This window comes from Bradyrhizobium sp. 44 (genome assembly GCF_023073095.1).
Taxonomy (GTDB): domain Bacteria; phylum Pseudomonadota; class Alphaproteobacteria; order Rhizobiales; family Xanthobacteraceae; genus Bradyrhizobium.
In genome coordinates this window covers 147,438-168,097 of record NZ_JADPIY010000038.1, presented here as the reverse complement: position 1 = coordinate 168,097, position 20,660 = coordinate 147,438, and the positions used below count along the sequence as shown (strand labels likewise).

General features: G+C 65.0%; 18 protein-coding genes. 11 read left to right on the top strand and 7 right to left on the bottom strand.

Features of this window, described 5'->3' with window-relative positions; translation table 11 throughout:
• Positions 1 to 2: 2 nt before the first annotated feature.
• The 3 genes from IVB41_RS33505 (at position 3) to IVB41_RS33495 (ending at position 3,093) form a co-directional block, all read left to right on the top strand.
• Complete coding sequence (locus tag IVB41_RS33505; RefSeq protein ID WP_247438849.1) at positions 3 to 1,187, top strand: acetate/propionate family kinase; 1,185 nt, start codon at positions 3 to 5, stop codon at positions 1,185 to 1,187.
• A gap of 341 nt (positions 1,188 to 1,528) precedes the next feature.
• Positions 1,529 to 2,104: a glycosyl transferase gene (locus tag IVB41_RS33500; protein WP_247291212.1), complete on the top strand. Its 576-nt coding sequence runs from the start codon at positions 1,529 to 1,531 to the stop codon at positions 2,102 to 2,104.
• Between the two features lie 62 nt (positions 2,105 to 2,166).
• On the top strand, positions 2,167 to 3,093 hold the full coding sequence (locus IVB41_RS33495) for a helix-turn-helix domain-containing GNAT family N-acetyltransferase (RefSeq protein WP_247438847.1): 927 nt from the start codon (positions 2,167 to 2,169) through the stop codon (positions 3,091 to 3,093).
• A gap of 185 nt (positions 3,094 to 3,278) precedes the next feature.
• On the opposite strand, the gene moaB is transcribed toward IVB41_RS33495, so the two are convergent.
• Together moaB and IVB41_RS33485 are read right to left on the bottom strand one after the other, a co-directional pair.
• Complete coding sequence (gene moaB / locus IVB41_RS33490; protein ID WP_247438845.1) at positions 3,279 to 3,842, bottom strand: molybdenum cofactor biosynthesis protein B; 564 nt, start codon at positions 3,840 to 3,842, stop codon at positions 3,279 to 3,281.
• Between the two features lie 136 nt (positions 3,843 to 3,978).
• Positions 3,979 to 4,911, bottom strand: coding sequence for a neutral zinc metallopeptidase (locus IVB41_RS33485; RefSeq protein WP_027568595.1), 933 nt, complete (start codon positions 4,909 to 4,911; stop codon positions 3,979 to 3,981).
• 409 nt (positions 4,912 to 5,320) lie between these two features.
• On the opposite strand from IVB41_RS33485, the gene IVB41_RS33480 reads away from it, so the two are divergent.
• The 3 genes from IVB41_RS33480 to IVB41_RS33470 all read left to right on the top strand — a co-directional run bounded on the left by IVB41_RS33480 (position 5,321) and on the right by IVB41_RS33470 (position 7,717).
• Positions 5,321 to 6,451: a site-specific DNA-methyltransferase gene (locus tag IVB41_RS33480; RefSeq protein ID WP_276576689.1), complete on the top strand. Its 1,131-nt coding sequence runs from the start codon at positions 5,321 to 5,323 to the stop codon at positions 6,449 to 6,451.
• A 120-nt stretch (positions 6,452 to 6,571) separates the two neighbouring features.
• Complete coding sequence (locus tag IVB41_RS33475; protein ID WP_027568594.1) at positions 6,572 to 6,898, top strand: hypothetical protein; 327 nt, start codon at positions 6,572 to 6,574, stop codon at positions 6,896 to 6,898.
• Between the two features lie 132 nt (positions 6,899 to 7,030).
• Positions 7,031 to 7,717: a glutathione S-transferase family protein gene (locus tag IVB41_RS33470; protein WP_247291226.1), complete on the top strand. Its 687-nt coding sequence runs from the start codon at positions 7,031 to 7,033 to the stop codon at positions 7,715 to 7,717.
• A gap of 58 nt (positions 7,718 to 7,775) precedes the next feature.
• On the opposite strand, the gene IVB41_RS33465 is transcribed toward IVB41_RS33470, so the two are convergent.
• A complete protein-coding gene (locus IVB41_RS33465) occupies positions 7,776 to 9,785 on the bottom strand; it encodes a methyl-accepting chemotaxis protein (RefSeq protein WP_247438841.1) in 2,010 nt (669 codons plus the stop codon).
• 336 nt (positions 9,786 to 10,121) lie between these two features.
• Positions 10,122 to 10,565, bottom strand: coding sequence for a nuclear transport factor 2 family protein (locus IVB41_RS33460; protein WP_247438839.1), 444 nt, complete (start codon positions 10,563 to 10,565; stop codon positions 10,122 to 10,124).
• A 90-nt stretch (positions 10,566 to 10,655) separates the two neighbouring features.
• Here IVB41_RS33460 and IVB41_RS33455 point away from each other — a divergent pair, with 90 nt between their 5' ends.
• Positions 10,656 to 11,573, top strand: coding sequence for a LysR family transcriptional regulator (locus IVB41_RS33455; protein WP_247438837.1), 918 nt, complete (start codon positions 10,656 to 10,658; stop codon positions 11,571 to 11,573).
• A 125-nt stretch (positions 11,574 to 11,698) separates the two neighbouring features.
• Here IVB41_RS33455 and IVB41_RS33450 read toward each other — a convergent pair whose 3' ends face one another.
• Positions 11,699 to 12,319, bottom strand: coding sequence for a glutathione S-transferase family protein (locus tag IVB41_RS33450; RefSeq protein WP_247438835.1), 621 nt, complete (start codon positions 12,317 to 12,319; stop codon positions 11,699 to 11,701).
• Positions 12,320 to 12,461: 142 nt separating this feature from the next.
• On the opposite strand from IVB41_RS33450, the gene IVB41_RS33445 reads away from it, so the two are divergent.
• Entirely contained in the window at positions 12,462 to 13,739 is a 1,278-nt protein-coding gene (locus IVB41_RS33445; protein ID WP_247438833.1) for a flavin-dependent oxidoreductase, read from the top strand.
• 207 nt (positions 13,740 to 13,946) lie between these two features.
• Here IVB41_RS33445 and IVB41_RS33440 read toward each other — a convergent pair whose 3' ends face one another.
• A complete protein-coding gene (locus IVB41_RS33440; protein ID WP_247438831.1) occupies positions 13,947 to 14,369 on the bottom strand; it encodes a PaaI family thioesterase in 423 nt (140 codons plus the stop codon).
• 68 nt (positions 14,370 to 14,437) lie between these two features.
• Positions 14,438 to 15,538 carry an A/G-specific adenine glycosylase gene (gene mutY / locus IVB41_RS33435; RefSeq protein WP_247438830.1) on the bottom strand — a complete coding sequence of 367 codons (1,101 nt, stop codon included), beginning with the start codon at positions 15,536 to 15,538 and terminating at the stop codon, positions 14,438 to 14,440.
• Between the two features lie 122 nt (positions 15,539 to 15,660).
• Here mutY and IVB41_RS33430 point away from each other — a divergent pair, with 122 nt between their 5' ends.
• The 3 genes from IVB41_RS33430 to smc all read left to right on the top strand — a co-directional run bounded on the left by IVB41_RS33430 (position 15,661) and on the right by smc (position 20,639).
• Positions 15,661 to 16,155, top strand: coding sequence for a DUF721 domain-containing protein (locus IVB41_RS33430; protein WP_247291241.1), 495 nt, complete (start codon positions 15,661 to 15,663; stop codon positions 16,153 to 16,155).
• Positions 16,156 to 16,282: 127 nt separating this feature from the next.
• The gene (locus IVB41_RS33425; RefSeq protein ID WP_247438820.1) at positions 16,283 to 16,957 is read left to right on the top strand and encodes a DsbA family protein; all 675 of its coding nucleotides are present in this window, start codon (positions 16,283 to 16,285) and stop codon (positions 16,955 to 16,957) included.
• A gap of 217 nt (positions 16,958 to 17,174) precedes the next feature.
• A complete protein-coding gene (smc, locus tag IVB41_RS33420; protein ID WP_247438818.1) occupies positions 17,175 to 20,639 on the top strand; it encodes a chromosome segregation protein SMC in 3,465 nt (1,154 codons plus the stop codon).
• Positions 20,640 to 20,660: the final 21 nt, after the last annotated feature.

Genomic DNA, 20,660 nt, shown 5'->3' with positions numbered 1-20,660 from the left:
CCATGTTGAACACCGTTCTCGTTCTCAACTCGGGATCGTCGAGCATCAAATTCGGCCTGTTCGAGATCTCGGCGGCCGAGCCCACCCCGCTCTGCAAGGGCCTGCTCGACGAGCACGAGACGAAGCCGCGGCTCGTCGTGAAGAGCCCCGCGGGCGAAGACCTGTTCCAGCAAGGGAGGGAATCATCGGATGCGGACAGCGATCATCTGTTCGCCGACATGCTCGGCTTCATCGAGGATCGTTTCGGCGACCATCGCTTGCGCGCCGTCGGCCATCGCGTCGTCCATGGCGGTCCGGACTATTCCGCTCCGGTCGAGCTGACAGACGATGTCACCGCAAAGCTGGAGGCGTTGACACCGCTGGCGCCGCTGCACCAGCCGCGGTGTCTGGCGCCGGTCCGCGCCATCAGCGCGATCAGGCCCGACCTGACGCAGATCGCCTGCTTCGACACCGCTTTCCACCACGGCATTGCGCCGCCCGCCAGCCGCTTCGCCATTCCGCGACGTTATGAAGAGCGCGGAGTCCGACGCTACGGATTTCATGGCCTCTCGTTCGAATATGTCGCGGGACGGCTCGCCCGAATCGCGCCGCAGCTCGTGGCCAAGCGCACCGTGATCGCGCATCTCGGCAATGGCGCGAGCCTGTGCGGCTTGCGCGACGGCCGCAGCATCGACACCACGATGGGACTGACGCCGCTCGACGGGCTGGTGATGGGCACGCGGTGCGGCAGGATCGACCCGGGCGTGCTGCTCTATCTGCAACAGCACGAGAAGATGTCGGTCGACGATGTCCAGCACCTGCTCTACCACGAATCGGGCCTGCTCGGCGTCTCCTGCATCGCGTCGGATATGCGGACGCTGCTTGCGAGCAGCGAAGCTGCGGCACGGGAGGCGGTCGAGCTCTTCACCTTCCGCGCCGCGCAGGAGGTGGCGGCGATGGCGACGACGCTTGCCGGGCTGGACTGCCTGGTCTTCACCGGCGGCATCGGCGAGCATGCCAGGGAAATCCGCAGAGCGATCGGTGAGCGTCTCGACTGGCTCGGTGTACGCATCGATGCGGCTGCGAATGATGCGGCGCGCGAGCGCATTAGCGGTGACGATAGCGCAGCCGATGTCTTCGTCATTCCAACGAATGAGGAACTGATGATCGCACGACATTGTGCGGCGGTGCTACGAACAGCAGGTTGACCGGCGTTCATTCGAAGCCCTCGTCAGCAGCGTGATTGCACGTTTTTCCCGCTCTCGCGCTCGTCCGCTATCGCGACCTTCCTCGTGCGGGATTGCGAACGGCCGGCCCGCCGCGCAATATTACGGCTCACCTCCGGATTAATACGGAGAGGATAGGCTGGGGCCGACACATTGGCGATATCGTGGACCGTACGGGACAAATTTTGATGCGACAGCCGCGGCGGTTTACCATCGTATACCGAAGCACGGCCGGAAAGTTGCACTCGGCAGCGCCACATGTTTTATGACGCCCTGATAATGAGCTACGCTTCTCCCGAAGTGTGGACACTGAAGCCTCAATCATGCTGAGCGTCATCATTCCGACCGAAGGCGTCGAGCAGACGGCGGTCGCAACTCTGGCCGCGCTGGTACCCGGTGCCGCCGCAGGCATCATCCGGGAAGTGCTCCTCGTCGATGGCACCCGCAATGGGGTCATCGAGCGCGTTGCCGACGTCGCGGGCTGCCGTTTCATCGGCTTCGAAGGATCCACGCAGGGCGCCGCGCTCGCCGCCGGCGCACTCCAGGCCCGTTCGTCCTGGCTGATGTTCCTCCCCGCGGGCGCCGTCTTGGAAACCGGCTGGATCGAGGAAACCGCCCAGTTTATCCAGTCCGTCTCGACCAGCGGCCGGGATCGTGCGGCCGTCTTCCGCTATGCCCGCTCACCCTACGCCGATGCCGGCTTCCGCGATATCCTCTGGGCCCTGATGCGCAAGCTCGTCGGTCCCTTCGGCGATCAGGGACTTTTGATCGCGCGTGATCACTACGACCGCATCGGCGGCTACCCGCCCCAAGCCCGCCGCTCCGAGGCGCGGTTGCTCCGGCGGCTCGGCCGCTCGTCGCGGATCATGCTGCGCAGCCGGATCGTCATGGTCGGCTGAAGCACTTCAATACTTGCCAAAGTCAAATAATTATTTGACAATGGCAAGTATCGAGGTGAGCCATGTCATTTGACGGTACCGAGAACCACGTCGCAGCGGTTCGCGCCTTCAACCGCTTCTATACCCGCAAGCTTGGCGTGCTCGACCAGCACCTTGGCAAGAGCCCGTTCTCGCTCAGCGAGGCCCGCGTGCTCTACGAGCTCGCACAACGGGACGACCTTGCCGCAAAGGAGATCGGCAACGAGCTTGGCCTCGACCCCGGCTATCTCAGCCGCATCGTGCAGAGCTTCGACGAAAAGGGGCTGATCACCCGGAAGCCCCTGCCCGCGGATCGCAGGCAATACCAGCTCAGCCTCACCGCCAAGGGGCGCCAGAGCTTTGCCAAGCTGAACCTGGGCTCGCAAAACGAGGTCGCCGCAATGCTGGCTCAGCTTTCGGCCAGCGATGCAACGCGGCTCACGCAGGCTATGGCGACCATCGAGGCTGTGCTGGAGCGCCGAATCCAGCCCGCGGCATTTATGCTGCGCAGCCATCGCATCGGCGACATAGGCTGGGTCATCTCCCGGCAGGCCGCCGCCTATGCGGCCGACTACAACTGGGATATCAGCTACGAGGCCCTGGTCGCCGAGATCTGCGCACAATTCATCAAGAACTATGACGCCGCGCGCGAGCACTGCTGGATTGCGGAAGTGGATGGCGAGCCGGTCGGCTCGATCTTTCTGGTCAAGGCCACGGACGAGATTGCCAAGCTGCGCCTGTTGCAGGTGGAAAAGAAAGCGCGGGGACTCGGTGTCGGCCGCGCGCTGGTCGAGCAATGCATCCAGGGCGCACGCGAGAGGGGCTACAGCAAGATGACGCTGTGGACGCAAAGCATCCTGGTCGCCGCGCGGGGCATCTATCAAAGTGCAGGCTTCAGGCTCGTGAAGACCGAGCCGCATCACAGCTTCGGGCAGGATCTGATTGGGGAAACGTGGGAGCGGGATCTCTGATGCTGCAACAGCGGGCGAGATGCGCATAAATGTGCCCTCGCCCCTTGCGGGAGAGGGCAGCGACGCTGGTAGACACACACTCACTAGGGTGAGGGGTATGTCTCCGAGCACTCCGTGCCGATAGATACCCCTCATCCGGAGCTTCGCGCCACCTTCCCCCACAAGGGGGGAAGGGAAGCAAGCACTTACACCGTCGAGCCCTGCGCCTTCGTCCGGCGCAGGTGCTCGTCCAGCCGCGGCATGATCTCGACGAAATTGCAGGGACGCGTACGGTAGTCGAGCTGGGCTTTGAGGATGCCGTCCCAGCCGTCGCGGCAGGCACCGGGCGAACCTGGGAGGCAGAAGATGTAGGTTGCGCCCGCGACGCCGGCCGTGGCGCGGCTCTGGATCGTCGACGTGCCGATCTTGGCGTGGCTCAGCATGTGGAACGCGATCGAGAAACCGTCCATGCGTTTCTCGAACAGGGGCTCGACCGCCTCCGGCGTGACGTCGCGCCCGGTGAAGCCGGTGCCGCCGGTGGTGATGACGACGTCGACACCTGCGTCCGCAGTCCAGCGGCGGATGACGGCGCGGATCGCCTCGACGTCGTCGGTGACGATCTCGCGCGCGGCGAGATGATGGCCAGCCGCAAGGAGACGGTCGGCCAGGGTCTGGCCGGATTTATCATCCGCGAGCGCGCGCGTGTCCGAGACGGTGAGCACCGCGATGTTGAGCGGGACGAACTGTTTTGTTTCGTCGATGGAGGTCATTGCAACGCACCTTCTTTCCCCGCCCACTGACGTCATCCTGAGGTACGCGCTCTGGCGCGCCTCGAAGGATGGGCCACGGGCTCGCCATACTTCGAGGCTCGCCAATTGGCGAGCACCTCAGGATGACGGATAACCCCTACTGTCCGCCACCAAACGTGTTGCAGGCCTGGACGGTGCCCTGCTGGTAGCCGGTCATGAACCACTGTTTGCGTTGCGCGGCCGAGCCGTGGGTGAAGGAATCGGGCACGACGCGGCCTGTGGACTGGCGCTGCAGCGTGTCGTCGCCGATCGCGCTCGCCGTGGTGAGTGCGGCGTCGATGTCGCCCGGCTCCAGGAAGTTCGGCCGCTTCTTCGCCTCGCGATTGACCCAGACACCGGACAAGCAGTCGGCCTGCAATTCGACCTTCACCTGGAGCGCATTCGACTCCGCCTTGCTGCCGGCCTGCTGCTGCAGGCGCGTCACGCGCGGAATGATGCCGAGCAGGTTCTGGATGTGATGGCCGGCCTCATGGGCGATGATGTAGGCGGTGGTGAAGTTACAGGCGGACTTGCCGGAGCACCCGCGAAAACGCGTCTCGACCTCGCGGAAGAAACCGGTGTCGAGGAAGATGGTCCTGTCGGGCGGACAATAGAATGGTCCCATCGCCGACTCCGCCCGGCCGCAGCGCCCGCCATTGGTGACGTTGCGGAACAGCACGACCTTCGGACCGGTAAAGGACTGGCCCGAGGCCTGGAATATCTCGCTCCAGCGGTCGTCGATCTCGCCGAGGATGCCGGAGATCATGCTGCCCATCTCGTCGGTCGGCGCGCCGCGCTTGGCCGAGGTGGACTGGCGATCGGTCTGGTAGGACGGCGCCTGGCCGCCGCCGGTGAGGATCTCGGCGCCGCCGATCAGGATGCGCGGATCGATGCCGAAGGCGTAGCCGACCAGGCCGAGCACGATGATGGTGCCGATGCCGAGCCCGCCGCCGCCCATGGGGAGGCCGAACCCGCCTCCTCCACCGCCGCCGCCACCATCGTCGCGACGATCCTCGATGTCGTCGCTGCGGCGGAAATCATCGTAGCGCATGGCGGCTTCCCTCGGTCCTGGCTGGCATCATTGGGCGCAAAGGCGGCAAAGCTCAACGCACCATGCAGGTAAAATTTCCATTGCGTTAATCAATATCCCGCTCGGCAATTATTGCCTAGTGCGACAGCATGGCAATGCCAGCAATTTTTTCCGGGCATCGAGCAATTTTTTCCGAGAGGAATTTCGAGTCTTTTTGCGCTCCGATCACAGCCGCAACGCGAAGAAACACGAAATACACTGCAAAACACGGCGAATGCGCGGAGCGAACCGCGTGCAAGGCGCGATGTGAGAGCTATTCACGAAAGCGGCGGGTTAAGTCGATTTTTACTTTGCCGCTTCAATGTAACGGTCAGTCGGTTGTTTGGTCCCGCGTCGCCGACAGCGTCGCCTGAGTCAGAGTTCTTGAGTCATGGTAGAGTCGCGTCGCGGGGCGTCTGCAAGGGCGCCCCGCACAAATTTTGAGTCTCCTTCGCACAGCATCGTCCTCGGCGATTGCGTCGCAGAGATGTCGAAGCTTCAGGCTGGTTCGGTCGACCTGGTGTTCGCCGATCCACCCTACAATCTCCAGCTCAAGGGCGATCTCAAGCGCCCCGACGAATCCCATGTCGATGCGGTCGACGACGACTGGGACAAGTTCGATTCGTTCTCCGCCTATGACGATTTCACTCGCGCCTGGCTGCTTGCCGCCCGCCGCGCGATGAAGCCGTCGGCGACGATCTGGGTGATCGGCTCCTATCACAACATCTTCCGCGTCGGCGCGATCATGCAGGACCTCGGCTTCTGGCTCCTGAACGACATCGTCTGGCGCAAGACCAACCCGATGCCGAATTTCCGCGGCCGTCGCTTCACCAACGCGCACGAGACCATGATCTGGGCCGCGCGCGACGAAAGGGCCAAGGGCTACACCTTCAACTACGAAGCCTTGAAAGCCGCCAACGAGGACGTGCAGGCACGGTCCGACTGGCTGATCCCGCTCTGCACCGGCGAGGAGCGCCTCAAGGGCGCCGACGGCAAGAAAGTGCACCCGACGCAGAAGCCGGAAGGCCTGCTCGCGCGCGTGCTGCTGTCGTCCTCCAAGCCCGGCGATCTCGTGATCGATCCCTTCAACGGCACCGGCACCACCGGCGCGGTCGCAAAGCGCCTCGGCCGCTCCTATATCGGCTTCGAGCGCGACAAGACTTATGCGAAAGCCGCACAAGCGCGCATCGCCGCGGTCGAGCCGCTGCCGGAGGCAAGCCTCGCCCCGTTCATGACGGCGCGCGAAGCGCCGCGGGTTGCGTTCTCCGAGCTGATCGAGCGTGGCATGATCATGCCCGGCACCAAGCTGTTCGACGCCAAAAAGAAGCTCGGCGCACTGGTCCGCGCCGACGGGGCCATCATGTTCGGCGACAAGGTCGGCTCCATCCACCGCATGGGCGCAGTGGCGCAAGGCGCGCAAGCCTGCAACGGCTGGACCTTCTGGCACATCGAGACCAAGAAGGGTCTCAAGCTGATCGACGAACTCCGCGCCGAAATCCGCGCCGGCATGGCGGCGGGGTAGCCTTCCTTTCGTCATCCCGGAGCGCGCCTCTTGGCAAGAGCCGGAATGACGAGACTGGTTGAACACGGCCGCCGCAGGGACTAGATTAATCGCCTGCGCCCCGTCCCGACCGGTCCTCCCATGCGACGACAGTCCGAGACATTGCTGCTGGTGCCGCTGCTGCCGATCTTTCTGCTCGGCATGTTTCCGATGTTCCTGATCGCGCTGCTGGGATTTTTCGGCCTCGCCTTGTTCGGCGTGCTCGTGGTCTGTGTCGGGCTCGCCAGCAGCAACGAGGCCCATGACAGCTTCAATCACGACGTCATCGTTCACGGCTACGCGCGCGGATCGGAGCGCAAGGCGCGAGCTTCCGACATGCATATCGCTACCCGGCTCGGGCTGCGCCTGGAGGTCGTGGGCGCGGCCATGGTCATTACGGCGGCGATCGGCCTTTGTTACGCCGGCTGATCTGCGTGGCGCGCAGATACCGCCCGGCAAACTCGCCGGTTGCCCTCCCCGATAAGGTTCAGGCAAGACAAGGCCGCTTGCGGACATGTTGCTGCCTCCACTCTCAGCCAACAAACACAGGGGAGATGCCCGATGCTCAAATTCTATTTCAATGGCTCGCCGAACCCGACCAAGGTCGCGCTTTATCTCGAAGAGTCGGGCCTGGCCTTTGAGCCGGTGAAGATCGACACCCGCAAGGGCGAGCAGTTCACGCCGGACTATCTGAAGATCAATCCGAACGGCAAGGTGCCGGCGATCGACGACAACGGCACCATCGTGTTCGATTCCAACGCCATCCTGCTCTATCTCGCCGAGAAGACCGGAAAATTCCTGCCGGCCGCCAATTTTCGCGGCGAGATGCTGTCATGGCTGATGTTTGTCGCCACCGGCGTCGGCCCGTATTCGGGCCAGGCCGTGCACTTCAAGCATTTCGCGCCGAAGGACCAGAACCACGACTACGCGCATAACCGCTATCAGTTCGAGACCGATCGTCACTACAAGATTCTCGACGGTCACCTCGAAGGCCGCCGCTACATGGTCGGCGACAGCTATTCGATCGTCGACATGGCGCTGTGGGGTTGGGCACGGATGTTGCCGTTCAAGCTCGGCGACGATGCCTTCGCGCGATACCCGAACGTCAAGCGGCTGGTGGACGAGGTCACGGCGCGGCCTGCGGCGACGCGCGCGATCGCTCTGAAGGACAAGTTCACCTTCAAGGCGGAGATGGACGACGAGGCCCGCAGCAACATGTTCAAGCACATGACGACGAAAGTCGCCTGATCGCGTCCGGTCACAACGCGAGGCCACGCGCATGCGCGTGGCCTTTTGCTTTTGAGGCTCAGGCGGCGTGGACCGAGCTCAGGAAGTTGGCGACTTCCTGCTTCAGGCGGTTGCTGTCGGCCGACAGCGAGCGTGCCGCCGAGAGCACCTGCGAAGACGCCGAGCCGGTCTCGGAAGCCCCGCGCTGCACGTCGCCGATGTTGGACGACACGAGCTGCGTGCCCTGGGCCGCCTGCTGCACGTTGCGGGAGATCTCCTGCGTCGCCGCACCCTGCTCCTCCACGGCGGCGGCAACCGTCGACGAGATCTCCGACAGTCGCTCGATGGTGCCGCTGATCTCCCTGATCGAGCCGACCGACTCCTCCGTCGCGGCCTGGATGCCCGAAACCTGCTGGGCGATCTCACCGGTGGCCCTCGCGGTCTGCTCGGCGAGCGCCTTGACCTCCGAGGCGACCACGGCAAAGCCACGGCCGGCTTCACCCGCGCGCGCCGCCTCGATGGTGGCGTTCAGCGCCAGGAGGTTGGTCTGGCCGGCGATGGTGCTGATCAGCTCGACCACGTCGCCGATGCGGGCTGCAGCCTTGGAGAGCTCGCTGACGCGCGCGTTGGTCTTGCTCACCTGACCGACGGCTTCGCCCGCAATGCGCGCCGATTCCTGCACCTGGCGCGCGATCTCCGTCACCGAGGAGGACAACTCCTCGGTCGCGGAGGCCACCGCCTGCACATTGGCCGAGGCTTCCTGGGAGGCGGATTGCACTTCGGTGGAGAGATCCTGAGCGCGCCTCGCGGTTGCGGTCAGGGTGCCGGCCGAGCCCTCGAGCTCGTGCGATGCCAAGGATACGGTATCGACGATTTCGCCCACCGCCTGCTCGAACTGGCTGGCGAGCCGGGCCATGTCGGCCTTGCGGCCTTCGGCCTGCCGGGCCTCGGTTGCGGTCTGCTCATGGCGCAGCCTTGCCGTCTCGATCATGTTGGTCTTGAAGACGTCGATCGCCTTGGCCATGTCACCGATCTCGTCGGCCTTGCCGCGCGAAGGGATCTCGACGGCGAGATTGCCCCCGGCAAGCAGCCCCATTGCGCGCGTCATCGAGGTCAGCGGCCCCACGATGCTGCGGGCGGTCAGAAAGGCGACGATCAGTCCGAACAGGACGGCGAGGCCGCCCGCGATCGCCTGGAGCGAGGTCGTGCCGTCGATCACAGCATCGGACGCGGTGCGCGAATCCTTGTAATCCGTCTTCAAGGCCGTTTCCGTGACCTTGAGCTTGGCGATGCTCGCGGAGATGAGCGGTGCGAGATCCTTGTGGTAGATCTCGTCGGACCGCAGCATCGCGGCTGAGGTCGTTTCGAACGCGGATTTGTAGATACCGAGGGCGGTCTTCACGGGCGTCAGAGACGAGCGAAGGTCGGCCGCCTGCGGGCTCCTTTCGACGGCCGCGAGCCGCTGCACCGCCCTGTCGACATTGGTTCTGAAGGCGGTGGGGCCGTTGGTGTCGCGCAGAGCGAGGAAGCGCCAGTTCGCGATTCGAACCAGCAGGACCCGGGATTCGAGGTCCGCGACGAGCGACACCGTGTCGTCGTCGGCGGCGGCGCGGGCCACATCGACCAGCTTGGCCATCTTCACCGTCAGCTCTTCGCCGCTCGGCAACAGCGTCGCCTTGCCGGTCCGCGCCTCGTTGACGGCGTCGCCGAGACTATCACGCAGGCTTTTCATTTTGGCGATGTCGGCGATCAGATCGTTGTAGAGCTTCCGCCGCTCCTCCGAGAGGGTGCCCTTTGCTCCGAGCTGTAATAGCCCCGTCGCCGCGGTCTCTCGCTCGGCAGCCTCCCGCATCGCAGGCTCGTTGGCGTCGTAAATGTAGCGCAGATTGGCCCGCTGGATGGCCTGAAAATGGGTCGATATCTCCAGGACGCGCGCCGTGCTGTCCGACAATTTGGAGAGTTTTTCGACCTGATCCTGAACGGACCGCAAATTCCAGATGGCGACCACCGCCATCACAAGACCAACCGCCACCAAGGCCATGAAACCTGCGTACAGGCGTCCCCTGATCCGCAAACGAAAACTCGGCATTCCCACTGTCCACTCAGAAGCATGTCAATTCGGGCGGACGAACAACTCCGGCGATTTATCGGGCCACCCCGGCAGCCGCGGATCGCGTTGTTCGCGACCCACGCTGCACCGCGACACAATGGGGGACACTCGTTAATTGAACCTTCAAATTTTTCGCGCGCGCATGCGTCATACGGCACAAGATCTGCTGATTTTATCGGCAGGTGAGCAAGGTTTTGGCGCGAAGCCCGCAGCGCCATGCAGGCCGCTGCAGCCTGTCCGGCCTGCGCCATCGACACGACCATCGCCGCCCCCGGCCGACGGCACCGGTCGGCGACGCGACGCTGCTCAATCCGCTCAGCTCGCGGTCCTCACGGCCGTTTGCGGAAACGGGCCGAGGGCCTTCTCGGTCAGCACCGAGTCGCAATATTCCCGGATCTCGTTGATCTTGCCGTCCTCGAGACGAAACACGAGACAGTAGTCGTTGTCGTAGCGCACGCCTTCGGGCGTGACGTTGTCGCCCTTGGCTTCGACGACGACGACATCGCCGTCGGCGGTGAAGCGGTGGGCGACCGTCCGCGTCCGGTCGACAAGACGGGTCCGCACATAGGCGTGCAGGTCGTTGAGGATCGCTTGTTTGCCCGAAAACGTGCGCGACCAGGAGTACTGGCCGGTCACGATCCATTTGGCGTCGTCGGCAAGGCTTTCGGTGAACAAGGCGCGGTCGCGCGCAGCCGGATCGCGGCTGGCGGCGGCGGCAAAGATATCCTGCATCAGCTTCTTGTTGGCGCTCGCGCTCATGGCGGCATCTCCCTTTGTGAGAACATCGAGATCATCGCCGCCGCCTCTAAATTCTTCAAATCGATAGTGGATATGATATCTATTCGCCTCATGAATTTGAATTCGCTCGACCTCAATCTCCTGACCGCGCTCGACGCGCTGCTGCGCGAGGCCAACGTCAGCCGCGCCGCCTTGCGGATCGGGCTGTCGCAGCCGGCGGCCAGTCATGCGCTCCAGCGTCTGCGCGACATCTTTCGCGATCCGCTCCTGGTCCGCACAGGCGCGCGCATGGAGCTGACGCCGCGGGCGCAAGCCTTGCGCGCGCCGCTGGCGCAGGCGCTCGATCAGGTGCGCGGGCTGTTCCTATCGGACGAATTCGACGCGGCGCGCAGCGAGCGGCAATTCCGACTGATGATGCCGGATCTCGCGGTAGAGCTGTTGATGCCGCCCTTGATGGAAAAGGTGACGCAGGCCGCCCCCAATGTCCGAATCGACGTGGTGCCGTGGCGGGGACCGGCGATTTTCCACGCCGAGTTCGCCCGCACCATCGATCTCGTGATCTCGATCGGCAACGCCTTCAAGGGCTTTCACCGCCAGCTGCTCTACACCGACAGCGACGCGCTGGCGGTGCGGCGCGGCCATCCCGTGGCTGCGAAGCTGAAACGGCACGAGATGTTCCTGGCCGCGCGCCATGTCGGAGTAATTATCCGCGGCCAGCCGGAGGACCTGATCGACACCTGGCTGCGCACCAAGGGCATCGACCGGCACATTTCATTGGTCGTCCCGGGCTATCTCGAAGCGCTGCACGTCGCTGCCCGCACCGACCTCGTCGCCTTCGTGCCGCACCGGCTGATCGGGGCGCTGTCCAAGAAGCTCGGCCTCGTCACGGTGACGCCGCCGCTCGACCCCGGCATCGACGAGCAGTTCATGTTCTACCCGACCCGCGCACAGATGGATCCCGGCTCGATCTGGCTCAGGCGGCTGATGTTGGAGACGGGACGCGAATTGGAAAAGCCGAAGGCTTCGTAGGCTGGGCAAAGCGACTTGTCCTCCATAGCTCGAAGAGCGAAGGCGGAAGCGTGCCCACCACTTCTTTATGGCTTGGAAAGATGGTGGGCACGGCGCTTCGCGCCATTGCCCACCCTACAAGAGCCCTACGCCTTCTGCGCGTCCATCACCTTGCGCACGGCAGGGCGGTCGGACATGCGCTTGAAATGATCGGCGATCTTCGGCGTCGAGTTGATGTCGACGCTATCGCCTTCGAGCCAGGTCGACAGGGTGTAGAGATAAGGATCGCAGATCGTGAACTGCTCGCCCATCACCCAGGGCCCCTTGTACATCTTCTGCTCGATCAGGGCGAAGCAGGCCCCCATGGTCTTCGGGATCATCGCCTTCATGTCGGCGAACGAGCTTTCTTCGCTCGCCCAGCGTGCGCCGCGCATCTTGTGGGCATGGTTGATGTGCACGGTCGAGCAGAGGTAGGAGTTGAACGACTGCACCTGCGCGAAGTCGAAGGGATCGTCTAGCGGCGCGAGCTTCGCCTTGGGGAAGGTCTGCGCGAGATAGGCCAGCATCGCCGGGGTCTCGGTCAGGACGCCGCGATCGGTCACCAGCGCCGGCACGCGGCCTTTCGGGTTGATCGCGAGATACTCCGCGCTGTTCTGCTGGTTGGTCTTGAAGCTCAGCCGCTCGGCCGCGTAGTCGGCGCCGGCTTCTTCCAGGGTGATGTAGGTGGCGAGCGCGCAGGTGCCGGTGGCGTAGTAGAGCTTGAGCATGTCGGACCTCATGGGAAAGCCGGAAGGTAACGGCTGCGGGCCCCGAGGTCCATAGCACGGCGTTCTCTAGTACTCTCGCTCTTCGCAGTTGCCCACCGGCGCCCGGCTGTGCCAAGACGCCCCGAGTTGGAGGGGCTTTCCCATGACCGTACTCATCGCCGGTGGCGGCATCGGCGGGTTGACGCTTGCGCTCAGCTTGCACGGAATCGGCATTCCCGTAAAAGTGTTCGAGAGCGTCGCTGAGCTGCGGCCGCTCGGCGTCGGCATCAACGTGCTGCCGCATGCGGTGCGCGAGCTGATCGAGCTCGGCCTGATGGACAAGCTCGATGCTAGCGGCGTGCGCACCCGCGAGCTTGCCTATTTCTCCAAGCACGGCAAGCCGATCTGGAGCGAGCCGCGCGGGCTGGAGGCCGGCTATAAATGGCCGCAGTTTTCGATCCATCGCGGCACGCTCCAGCAATTGCTGCTCGACACCGCGGTCGAGCGCCTCGGCCGCGACAACATCCTCACCAGCCACCATCTGACGGGCTGGAGCGAAACCGCTGACGGCGTGCGCGCCGACTTCATCGACAAGGCCACCGGCAAGGCCGCGGGGACTTACGACGGCACGATCCTGATCGCCGCCGACGGCATCCATTCCGCCGCGCGAGAAAAACTCTATCCCGACGAAGGCCCGCCGATCTGGAACGGCCGCATCCTCTGGCGCGGCGTCACGCCTGCAAAGGCCTTCCTCAGCGGCCGCACCATGATCATGGCCGGCCACGAGATCCTGAAATTCGTCTGCTATCCGATCTCGAAGGGACCTGACGCCGCGGGCAACCATCTGATCAACTGGGTTGCCGAGCGCCACATGCCGCCGACCTATCAATGGCGGCGCGAGGACTATAACCGCACCGCGCGCCTGGAAGAGTTCTTGCCCTGGTTCGAGAGCTGGCAGTTCGACTGGCTCGACGTGCCGGGCCTGATCAAGAACTGCCCGCACGCCTATGAATATCCGCTGGTCGATCGCGATCCGGTGTCACAATGGACCTTCGGCCGCGTCACGCTGATGGGCGACGCCGCACATCCGATGTACCCGATCGGCTCCAACGGTGCCTCGCAGGCGATCCTCGATGCCCGCACCATCACCCGCGAGATCCTGGCGCACGGCCCGACGCAAGCGGCCCTGCTGGCCTATGAGGCGGAGCGGCGGCCTGCAACCACCAGTCTCGTCCTGCTCAACCGCAAGAATGGCCCGGAGCAGGTGATGCAGCTCGTCGAGGAGCGCGCGCCGGATGGCTACAAGGTCGTCACTGACGTACTGTCGCAACAGGAGCTCGAGGATGTTGCCGCCAACTACAAGCGCGTCGCCGGCTTTCAGGTGGAAGCGCTGAATGCGAAGCCGCCGATCGTGAGCGCGGGTGCGCGCGCGACGAAATGAGTATTCGCACGAAGCGAGACGCACGTTGATGCGCCCTCGTCCCTTGCGGGAGAGGGCAGTGACGCCGGTAGACGCGGACTCACTCAGGTGAGGGGTCTGTCTCCGCGAGTCTAACTCTCATTTGAACTCGCCGAGACAAACCCCTCATCCGGCGCTTCGCGCCACCTTCTCCCGCAAGGGGAGAAGGAAAAAAAGAGTGCGCGGCAGCTATTTGCTCACCACCCTCGCCGCTTCGAGCAGCCGCTCGCTCGCGCTTGCCGTCGCCAGCAGCGTGCCGTCCTCCGCCATCAGCTTTGCCTCGACGAACGCAATCGTCCTGCCGAGCTGCGTCACCTTGGCTTCACCGATGATCGGTCCGGGCTTTGCGGGCGCCAGGAAATTCACGGTCATGCTGATGGTGGTGGTGTAGAGCCGGCCCTCGCTCATCACCAGCACGGCGGGGCCCATCGTGTCGTCGAGCATGGCCGAGAGCATGCCGCCCTGGATGAAGCCGGCCGGATTACAGAACTCCGGCTTGCCGTCGAAGGCGAGCTTGATCCAGCCTTCCCCGGGACGGGCATCGAGCAGGCGCCACCCCAATAGCTCGGCACAGGGCGGCCTGGGAAAGTTGTCGAGCGCGGTCTTGATCATGCGAGCCTCCGTTGCCGACCACAGCTAACGCAGGCCTGCTGCCAGCATGTTGTCAGCAGGATGGGCTGCTAGGGGTCCAATCCATGCGCAATCACCTTACGCATGACGTTGGGCAATGCTTCGTCGGCGAGCGTGGCGATGGGCACCCAGCGCATGCCTGCCGGTGCCCGCGTGCGCATTACCACCTTCGCCGTGTAGACCACCAGTTCCAGCGGGAAATGCGTGAAGACGTGGGTGACCACGCCGATCTTGCGCTGCCAGCGCGAGAGCCCCTTCAGCTCGGGTGCCTGCTGTTTTGCCTTGGCATCTTCTTGCCCGGCCAGCCAATGCGATCCCGGTACCTCGGTCATGCCGCCGAGCAGACCCTTCTCGGGACGGCTGCGGACGAGCAGCTCGTCGCCGCGCGTGACAACGAAGGCGGCGCCGCGCCGTAGCGCGCCGCTCTTCTTCGGCGCCTTGCGCGGGAACGTGTCTTGCGTTCCGAGCGCGCGCGCCGTGCAGTCCTCGTTCAGCGGGCATAACGAGCAGGCCGGCCTTTTCGGCGTGCAGATCGAGGCCCCCAGATCCATCAGCGCCTGGGCGCTATCACCGGCGCGAGAATCGGCAAGCAGCGTCGCAGCCAACTCCTGAATCAGCGGCTTGGCCTGCGGGAGCTCTTCTTCAACTGCAAAGAGCCGCGAGACCACGCGTTCGATATTGCCGTCGACGGGCATGGTGCGGCGGTCGAACGCGATCGCCGCGATCGCTGCCGCCGTATAGGGCCCGATGCCCGGCAGCGCACGCAGGCCCACTTCGGTGTCGGGAAAGGCGCCGCCGTGCTCGCGCGCCACCGCGACCGCGCAGGCATGGAGATTACGGGCGCGAGAATAATAGCCGAGCCCGGCCCACATCCGCAGCACGTCGTCTTGCGAGGCCCGTCCGAGCGCGGTGACATCAGGCCAGCGCGCGACGAATTTTTCGAAATAGGGCCCGACCGCCTTCACCGTGGTCTGCTGCAGCATGATCTCGGACAGCCAGACGCGGTAAGGGTCGGATGCCTCGCCGGGCGCAGCGCGCCAGGGCAAGCGGCGGCGGTGGCGGTCGTACCATTGGAGCAGCGCGAGCGGGCGCGACGAGGTCTCCGGCGGAACTGGTTCCGATTTCGCCTTGAGGGCGGATTTGGGGCTCATGTTCACACTGTAGCGGCAATGCACCGATCTCTCCACGTCGTGCCCACGCTTGTCGCGGGCATCCACGTTTTTCTTCGCGGCGAAGAGCCTGTGGCCGACGCGCCGGAGTGCTATAAGGTCCCATGTCCAAGCTTCGCCCCATGAAACCCGGTCCTATCAGCGCCAAGCCGTTGTCGCTCCTGCTCAACGACGTCTTCGCCGAGGCCTATGCCAAGCAGGGTTTTGCCGCGCGCGAGTTGGTGACGCGGTGGGCGCAGATTGCCGGACCGGAGATCGCGGCCCATGCTGAGCCGCTCAAGATGCAGTGGCCGCGGCCGGTCGAGGGTCAGCCGCAGGAGCCGGCCACGCTGGTGCTGCGGGTCGAGGGGCCGATGGCGCTGGAGATCCAGCACTCCGCCGATGTGATCCTGCAGCGGGTCAACCGCTTCTTCGGCTGGAGCGCGGTCGGCAAGCTGGCCTTCCGCCAGGCGCCGCTGTCGCGCGCCCGCCGGCAGACCCGGCCCGCCCCGCCGGACGCCAAATCGGTGGCCGAGGTGGCTGAGCGCCTGGGCGACATCGAAGATGAACAATTGAAGTCGGCGCTGGCGCGCCTCGGGGCCGCCATCAAGCGAAATTGAGCCTTATTCTGCGGCCAAACTGGACCTCTCCTTGCCGCTCGCCATTGCTTCAAGCGACGTTTCAAGCTAGCGACAGGCCGTCTGAATGGGAATTTCGGGCGAGACCACGCCAATCCGGGAGCCGACCTTGATCATCACCCGCCGCGTCTTCACCTCGATGCTGTCGCTGACCGGGCTTGCCGCGCTCGCTGGGTTCTCGCCGCTGCGGTTCATCTCCGATGCCATGATCCCTGAAGCCATGGCGCAGGCGGCGGCCGGCGACGTCGCCAAGCCGGTGTCGCTGCCCGACATGGCGCTGGGCCCGAAGGACGCCGCCGTCACCATCACCGAATACGCCTCGATGACCTGTCCGCATTGCGCGGCCTTCAACGAGCAGGTGTTTCCCAAGATCAAGTCGGAATACATCGACACCGGCAAGGTGCGTTACGTCTTCCGCGAGTTCCCGCTCGACATCAAAGCCGCCGCTGGGTCCATGCTGTCACGCTGCATCGCCAATGGCGATGCGCCGAAATACTTTGCCGTCACCGACATGCTGTTCCGCCAGCAGAACGACTGGGTGGTGAAGAACACCACGGAGACCCTGACCCGGATCGGCAAGCAGGCCGGTCTGACCCAGCAGCAGGTCGAGGCCTGCCTGAAGGACCAGGCGCTGCTCGACAAGATCGCCGCCGACCAGAAATATGCCAGCGACGTTCTGAAGGTCGATTCGACGCCAACGTTCTTCGTCAACGGCGAGAAGATCAAGGGCGAGACCTCATTCGAGGAATTCGCCAAGAAGATCAATCCGCTGCTCAAGAGCTGATTCGCTCGTCAAGATTCTGATTCGCATCTCAATGGCCGTATCTTTCCCGGCATAAATCCCTTGGGAAAAGCGGCTTTCGCCGGTTGCCCTCGCGGCGCACCGCGGCCATTGTCCGACCGCATGAGGCGCCTCGCGCGACTCGCCCGGATAGCGACATTGCCTTCCATGGTATTGTCCCGGCAGGGGGATTCGCGCCTGCCAACAGAGATGCGTGCTTATGAAAATCACCCGCCTGCGCCTTCACGGCTTCAAGTCCTTCGTTGAGGCCACCGACTTCGTCATCGAGCCCGGCCTGACCGGCGTGGTCGGCCCTAACGGCTGCGGCAAGTCGAATCTCGTCGAGGCGCTGCGCTGGGCGATGGGCGAGACCTCCTACAAGTCGCTGCGCGCCGCCGACATGGACGCGGTGATCTTCGCCGGCTCCGGCAATCGTCCGGCACGCAACCACGCCGAAGTGACGATGACGATCGACAATTCCGATCGCACCGCGCCGGCGGCGATGAACGACAGCCAGCTGCTGGAAATTTCCCGCCGCATCGAGCGCGAGGCCGGTTCGGTCTACCGCATCAACGGCCGCGACGTGCGCGCCCGCGACGTGCAGATTCTGTTCGCCGACGCCGCCACCGGCGCGCGCTCGCCGGCCCTGGTCCACCAGGGCAAGATCGGCGAGATCATTCAGGCCAAGCCCGAGCAGCGCCGCCGCGTGCTGGAAGACGCCGCCGGCGTCGCCGGCCTGCACGCCCGCCGCCACGAAGCCGAGCTGCGGCTCAAGGCGGCCGAAACCAATCTCACCCGCGTCGAGGACGTGATCGGCCAGCTCGCAGGGCAGATGGAAGGCCTCAAGAAGCAGGCCCGCCAGGCCGTGCGCTATCGCGAGGTCGCGGCCAAGGTCCGCAAGGCGGAAGCCACCCTGTTCCACCTGCGCTGGATCGGCGCCCATGCCGACGTCAACGAGTCCGGCCACACCCACGATCTCGCGGTCCGCGAGATGGCCGAGCGGACCCAGCACCAGGCCGAGGCCGCCCGCATCCAGGCGATTCGCGCTGCCGAAATGCCGGCGCTGCGCGATGCCGAAGCCCGCGCCGCAGCGGGGCTGCAGCGCCTGACCAACGCCCGCGAGCTGCTCGATCGCGAGGAAGAGCGCGCCAAGGAGCGCGTCGCTGAGCTCGAGCGGCGCCTCGCACAGTTCGAAGGCGACATCTCGCGTGCCCAGCAGCAGACCATGGACGCCGATGTCGCGCTGCAGCGCCTCGACGCCGAAGATGCCGAGCTGAAGGAAGAGATCAAGTCGCGCGTCGAGAAGCGCTCCGGCGTCGACGAGCGTGTCGCCGAAGCCGAGGCGGTGCTGACCGAGACCGAGCAGCAGTTCGCCGAGCTCACCACCGCGCTCGCCGATCTCACAGCCAAGCGCAATCAATTCGAAGCCAACGTTCGAACCCACCGCGACAAGCTCGCCCGGCTCGACCAGGAGATTTCGAACGTCGCGGCGGAAGAGCAGAAGCTCACCGAGGCGACCGGCGGCTTCGGCGATCTCGACGAGCTGACCGCGACGGTCGAGAACGCCGAGCAGACACTGGCGGCCTCGGAAGCCGCGGCTCAAGCCAGCGAAGCCGCGCACGTCGCGGCGCGGCAGACGCTGGAATCCTCGCGCTCGCCGCTCGTCGAAGCCGACAAGCGCGTGCAACGGCTCGATACCGAGGCGCGCACGATCTCCAAGATCCTCAACGGCGAGACCAAGAATCTGTGGCCGCCGATCATCGACGGCATCACCGTCGACAAGGGATTTGAAAAGGCGATCGGCGCAGCCCTCGGCGACGATCTCGACGCGCCAGTCGATCCGTCCGCGCCGATGCGCTGGACCAATGCCGGCGTCACCGACGGCGATCCGGAACTGCCCGAAGGCGTGGTGCCGCTCGCCAGCCACGTGCAGGCCCCGGCCGAGCTGACCCGCCGCCTGGCGCAGATCGGCGTGGTGCCGCGCGAGCGCGGCGCCGAGCTGGTCTCGCAGCTCAAGACCGGCCAGCGGCTGGTCTCGCCCGAAGGTGACGTCTGGCGCTGGGACGGTTTTGTCGCAGCCGCCCACGCGCCGACCGGCGCAGCACGGCGGCTTGCCGAGCGCGCCCGCCTGATCGACATCGAGAACGAGCTGGAGCAGGCCCGCATCGACGCGCAGATCAAGCGTCAGGCGCTGGAGAACGCCGAGGCCGAGCTGCAAATGGCCGCCAGCACCGAAGGTGCGAGCCGCGAAGCCTGGCGCGCCGCGCAGCGCGAGCTCAACGTCGCGCGCGAGCGCCATGCCACGGTCGAGCGCGAGATCAGCCGCCACGCCGCGCGGAAGGCGACGCTGTCGGAAGCGCACAGCCGCCTGGCCGCCGACCGTGCCGAGGCCGAAGCCGCCTACGAATACGCCGAAGCCGGGATCTCCGAGCTGCCGTCGAGCGAGGACACCGAAACACGTCTCGCCGCGGTCCGCAGCGACATCGAAGGTCATCGCCGCATGGCCGCTCAGGTCCGCGCCGAGGCACAGGCGCTGGCGCGCGAAGCCGAGCTGGCCGACCGCCGCGTGCAGGCGATTCTCGCCGAACGCACCGAGTGGCAGAACCGCAAGGAGAGCGCCGCCTCCCACATCGACACTATCCAGGCGCGCATCGCCGAAGTCTCGATCGAGCGAAGCGATCTGGAGAACGCGCCGGCCGTGTTCGCGGAGAAGCGCAGCGCGCTAATCACCGAGATCGAACACGCCGAAAACGACCGCCGCATGGCTGCCGATGCGCTCGCCAGCGCGGAAACCGCGATGGCCGAAACCGATCGCGTCGCCAAGCTGACGCTGGAGGCGCTGTCGAGCTCGCGCGAGGCCACCGCCCGCGCCGAGGAGCGCATGGAAGGCGCACGGCGCCGGCTCGAGGACATCGAGCGCGAGATCCGCGACATGCTGGAAGTCGAGCCGCAGGCCGTTGCCGGCCTCGCCGAGATCGAACCCGGCGCCGAGCTGCCGCCGCTGCACGACATCGAGGAAGACCTCGAAAAAATGCGCCGCGATCGCGAGCGCCTGGGGGCTGTCAATTTGCGCGCCGAGGAAGAGCTGCGCGAGGTCGAGACCCAGCACAACGGTCTGGTCACCGAGCGCGACGACCTCGTCGAGGCCATCAAGCGGTTGCGCCAGGGCATCCAGAGCCTCAACAAGGAGGCGCGCGAGCGGCTCCTGACCTCGTTCGAGGTCGTCAACAACCACTTCAAGCGCCTGTTCGTCGAGCTGTTCGGCGGCGGCGAAGCCGCGCTGCATTTGATCGAGAGCGATGACCCTCTCGAAGCCGGTCTCGAAATCATCGCCAAGCCGCCGGGCAAGAAGCCGCAGACGCTGTCGCTGCTCTCCGGCGGTGAGCAGGCGTTGACCGCGATGGCGCTGATCTTCGCGGTGTTCCTCACCAATCCCTCGCCTATCTGCGTGCTGGACGAAGTCGACGCGCCGCTCGACGACCACAACGTCGAGCGCTATTGCAACCTGTTGCACGAGATGACCGCCTCGACCGACACGCGCTTCATCATCATCACCCACAACCCGATCACGATGGCGCGGATGAACCGCCTGTTCGGCGTCACCATGGCCGAACGCGGCGTCTCGCAGCTGGTGTCGGTGAACCTGCAAGAGGCGGTGGATATTCTCGACCAGAACGTGGCGTGAGCTTCCGGTCGTTCCACACCC

What these genes read in the sequence shown, in the direction of transcription:
- IVB41_RS33470 (WP_247291226.1), top strand. Translation starts at nt 7,031, where the DNA reads ATGCTCAAATTCTATTTCAATGGCTCGCCGAACCCGACCAAGGTCGCG.
- IVB41_RS33440 (WP_247438831.1), bottom strand. Translation starts at nt 14,369, where the DNA reads ATGATCAAGACCGCGCTCGACAACTTTCCCAGGCCGCCCTGTGCCGAG.
- IVB41_RS33465 (WP_247438841.1), bottom strand. Translation starts at nt 9,785, where the DNA reads ATGCCGAGTTTTCGTTTGCGGATCAGGGGACGCCTGTACGCAGGTTTC.
- IVB41_RS33445 (WP_247438833.1), top strand. Translation starts at nt 12,462, where the DNA reads ATGACCGTACTCATCGCCGGTGGCGGCATCGGCGGGTTGACGCTTGCG.
- moaB (WP_247438845.1), bottom strand. Translation starts at nt 3,842, where the DNA reads ATGACCTCCATCGACGAAACAAAACAGTTCGTCCCGCTCAACATCGCG.
- IVB41_RS33460 (WP_247438839.1), bottom strand. Translation starts at nt 10,565, where the DNA reads ATGAGCGCGAGCGCCAACAAGAAGCTGATGCAGGATATCTTTGCCGCC.
- IVB41_RS33495 (WP_247438847.1), top strand. Translation starts at nt 2,167, where the DNA reads ATGTCATTTGACGGTACCGAGAACCACGTCGCAGCGGTTCGCGCCTTC.
- IVB41_RS33480 (WP_276576689.1), top strand. Translation starts at nt 5,321, where the DNA reads ATGGTAGAGTCGCGTCGCGGGGCGTCTGCAAGGGCGCCCCGCACAAAT.
- IVB41_RS33475 (WP_027568594.1), top strand. Translation starts at nt 6,572, where the DNA reads ATGCGACGACAGTCCGAGACATTGCTGCTGGTGCCGCTGCTGCCGATC.
- IVB41_RS33455 (WP_247438837.1), top strand. Translation starts at nt 10,656, where the DNA reads ATGAATTTGAATTCGCTCGACCTCAATCTCCTGACCGCGCTCGACGCG.
- smc (WP_247438818.1), top strand. Translation starts at nt 17,175, where the DNA reads ATGAAAATCACCCGCCTGCGCCTTCACGGCTTCAAGTCCTTCGTTGAG.
- IVB41_RS33450 (WP_247438835.1), bottom strand. Translation starts at nt 12,319, where the DNA reads ATGCTCAAGCTCTACTACGCCACCGGCACCTGCGCGCTCGCCACCTAC.
- IVB41_RS33500 (WP_247291212.1), top strand. Translation starts at nt 1,529, where the DNA reads ATGCTGAGCGTCATCATTCCGACCGAAGGCGTCGAGCAGACGGCGGTC.
- IVB41_RS33505 (WP_247438849.1), top strand. Translation starts at nt 3, where the DNA reads ATGTTGAACACCGTTCTCGTTCTCAACTCGGGATCGTCGAGCATCAAA.
- IVB41_RS33485 (WP_027568595.1), bottom strand. Translation starts at nt 4,911, where the DNA reads ATGCGCTACGATGATTTCCGCCGCAGCGACGACATCGAGGATCGTCGC.
- mutY (WP_247438830.1), bottom strand. Translation starts at nt 15,538, where the DNA reads ATGAGCCCCAAATCCGCCCTCAAGGCGAAATCGGAACCAGTTCCGCCG.
- IVB41_RS33430 (WP_247291241.1), top strand. Translation starts at nt 15,661, where the DNA reads ATGTCCAAGCTTCGCCCCATGAAACCCGGTCCTATCAGCGCCAAGCCG.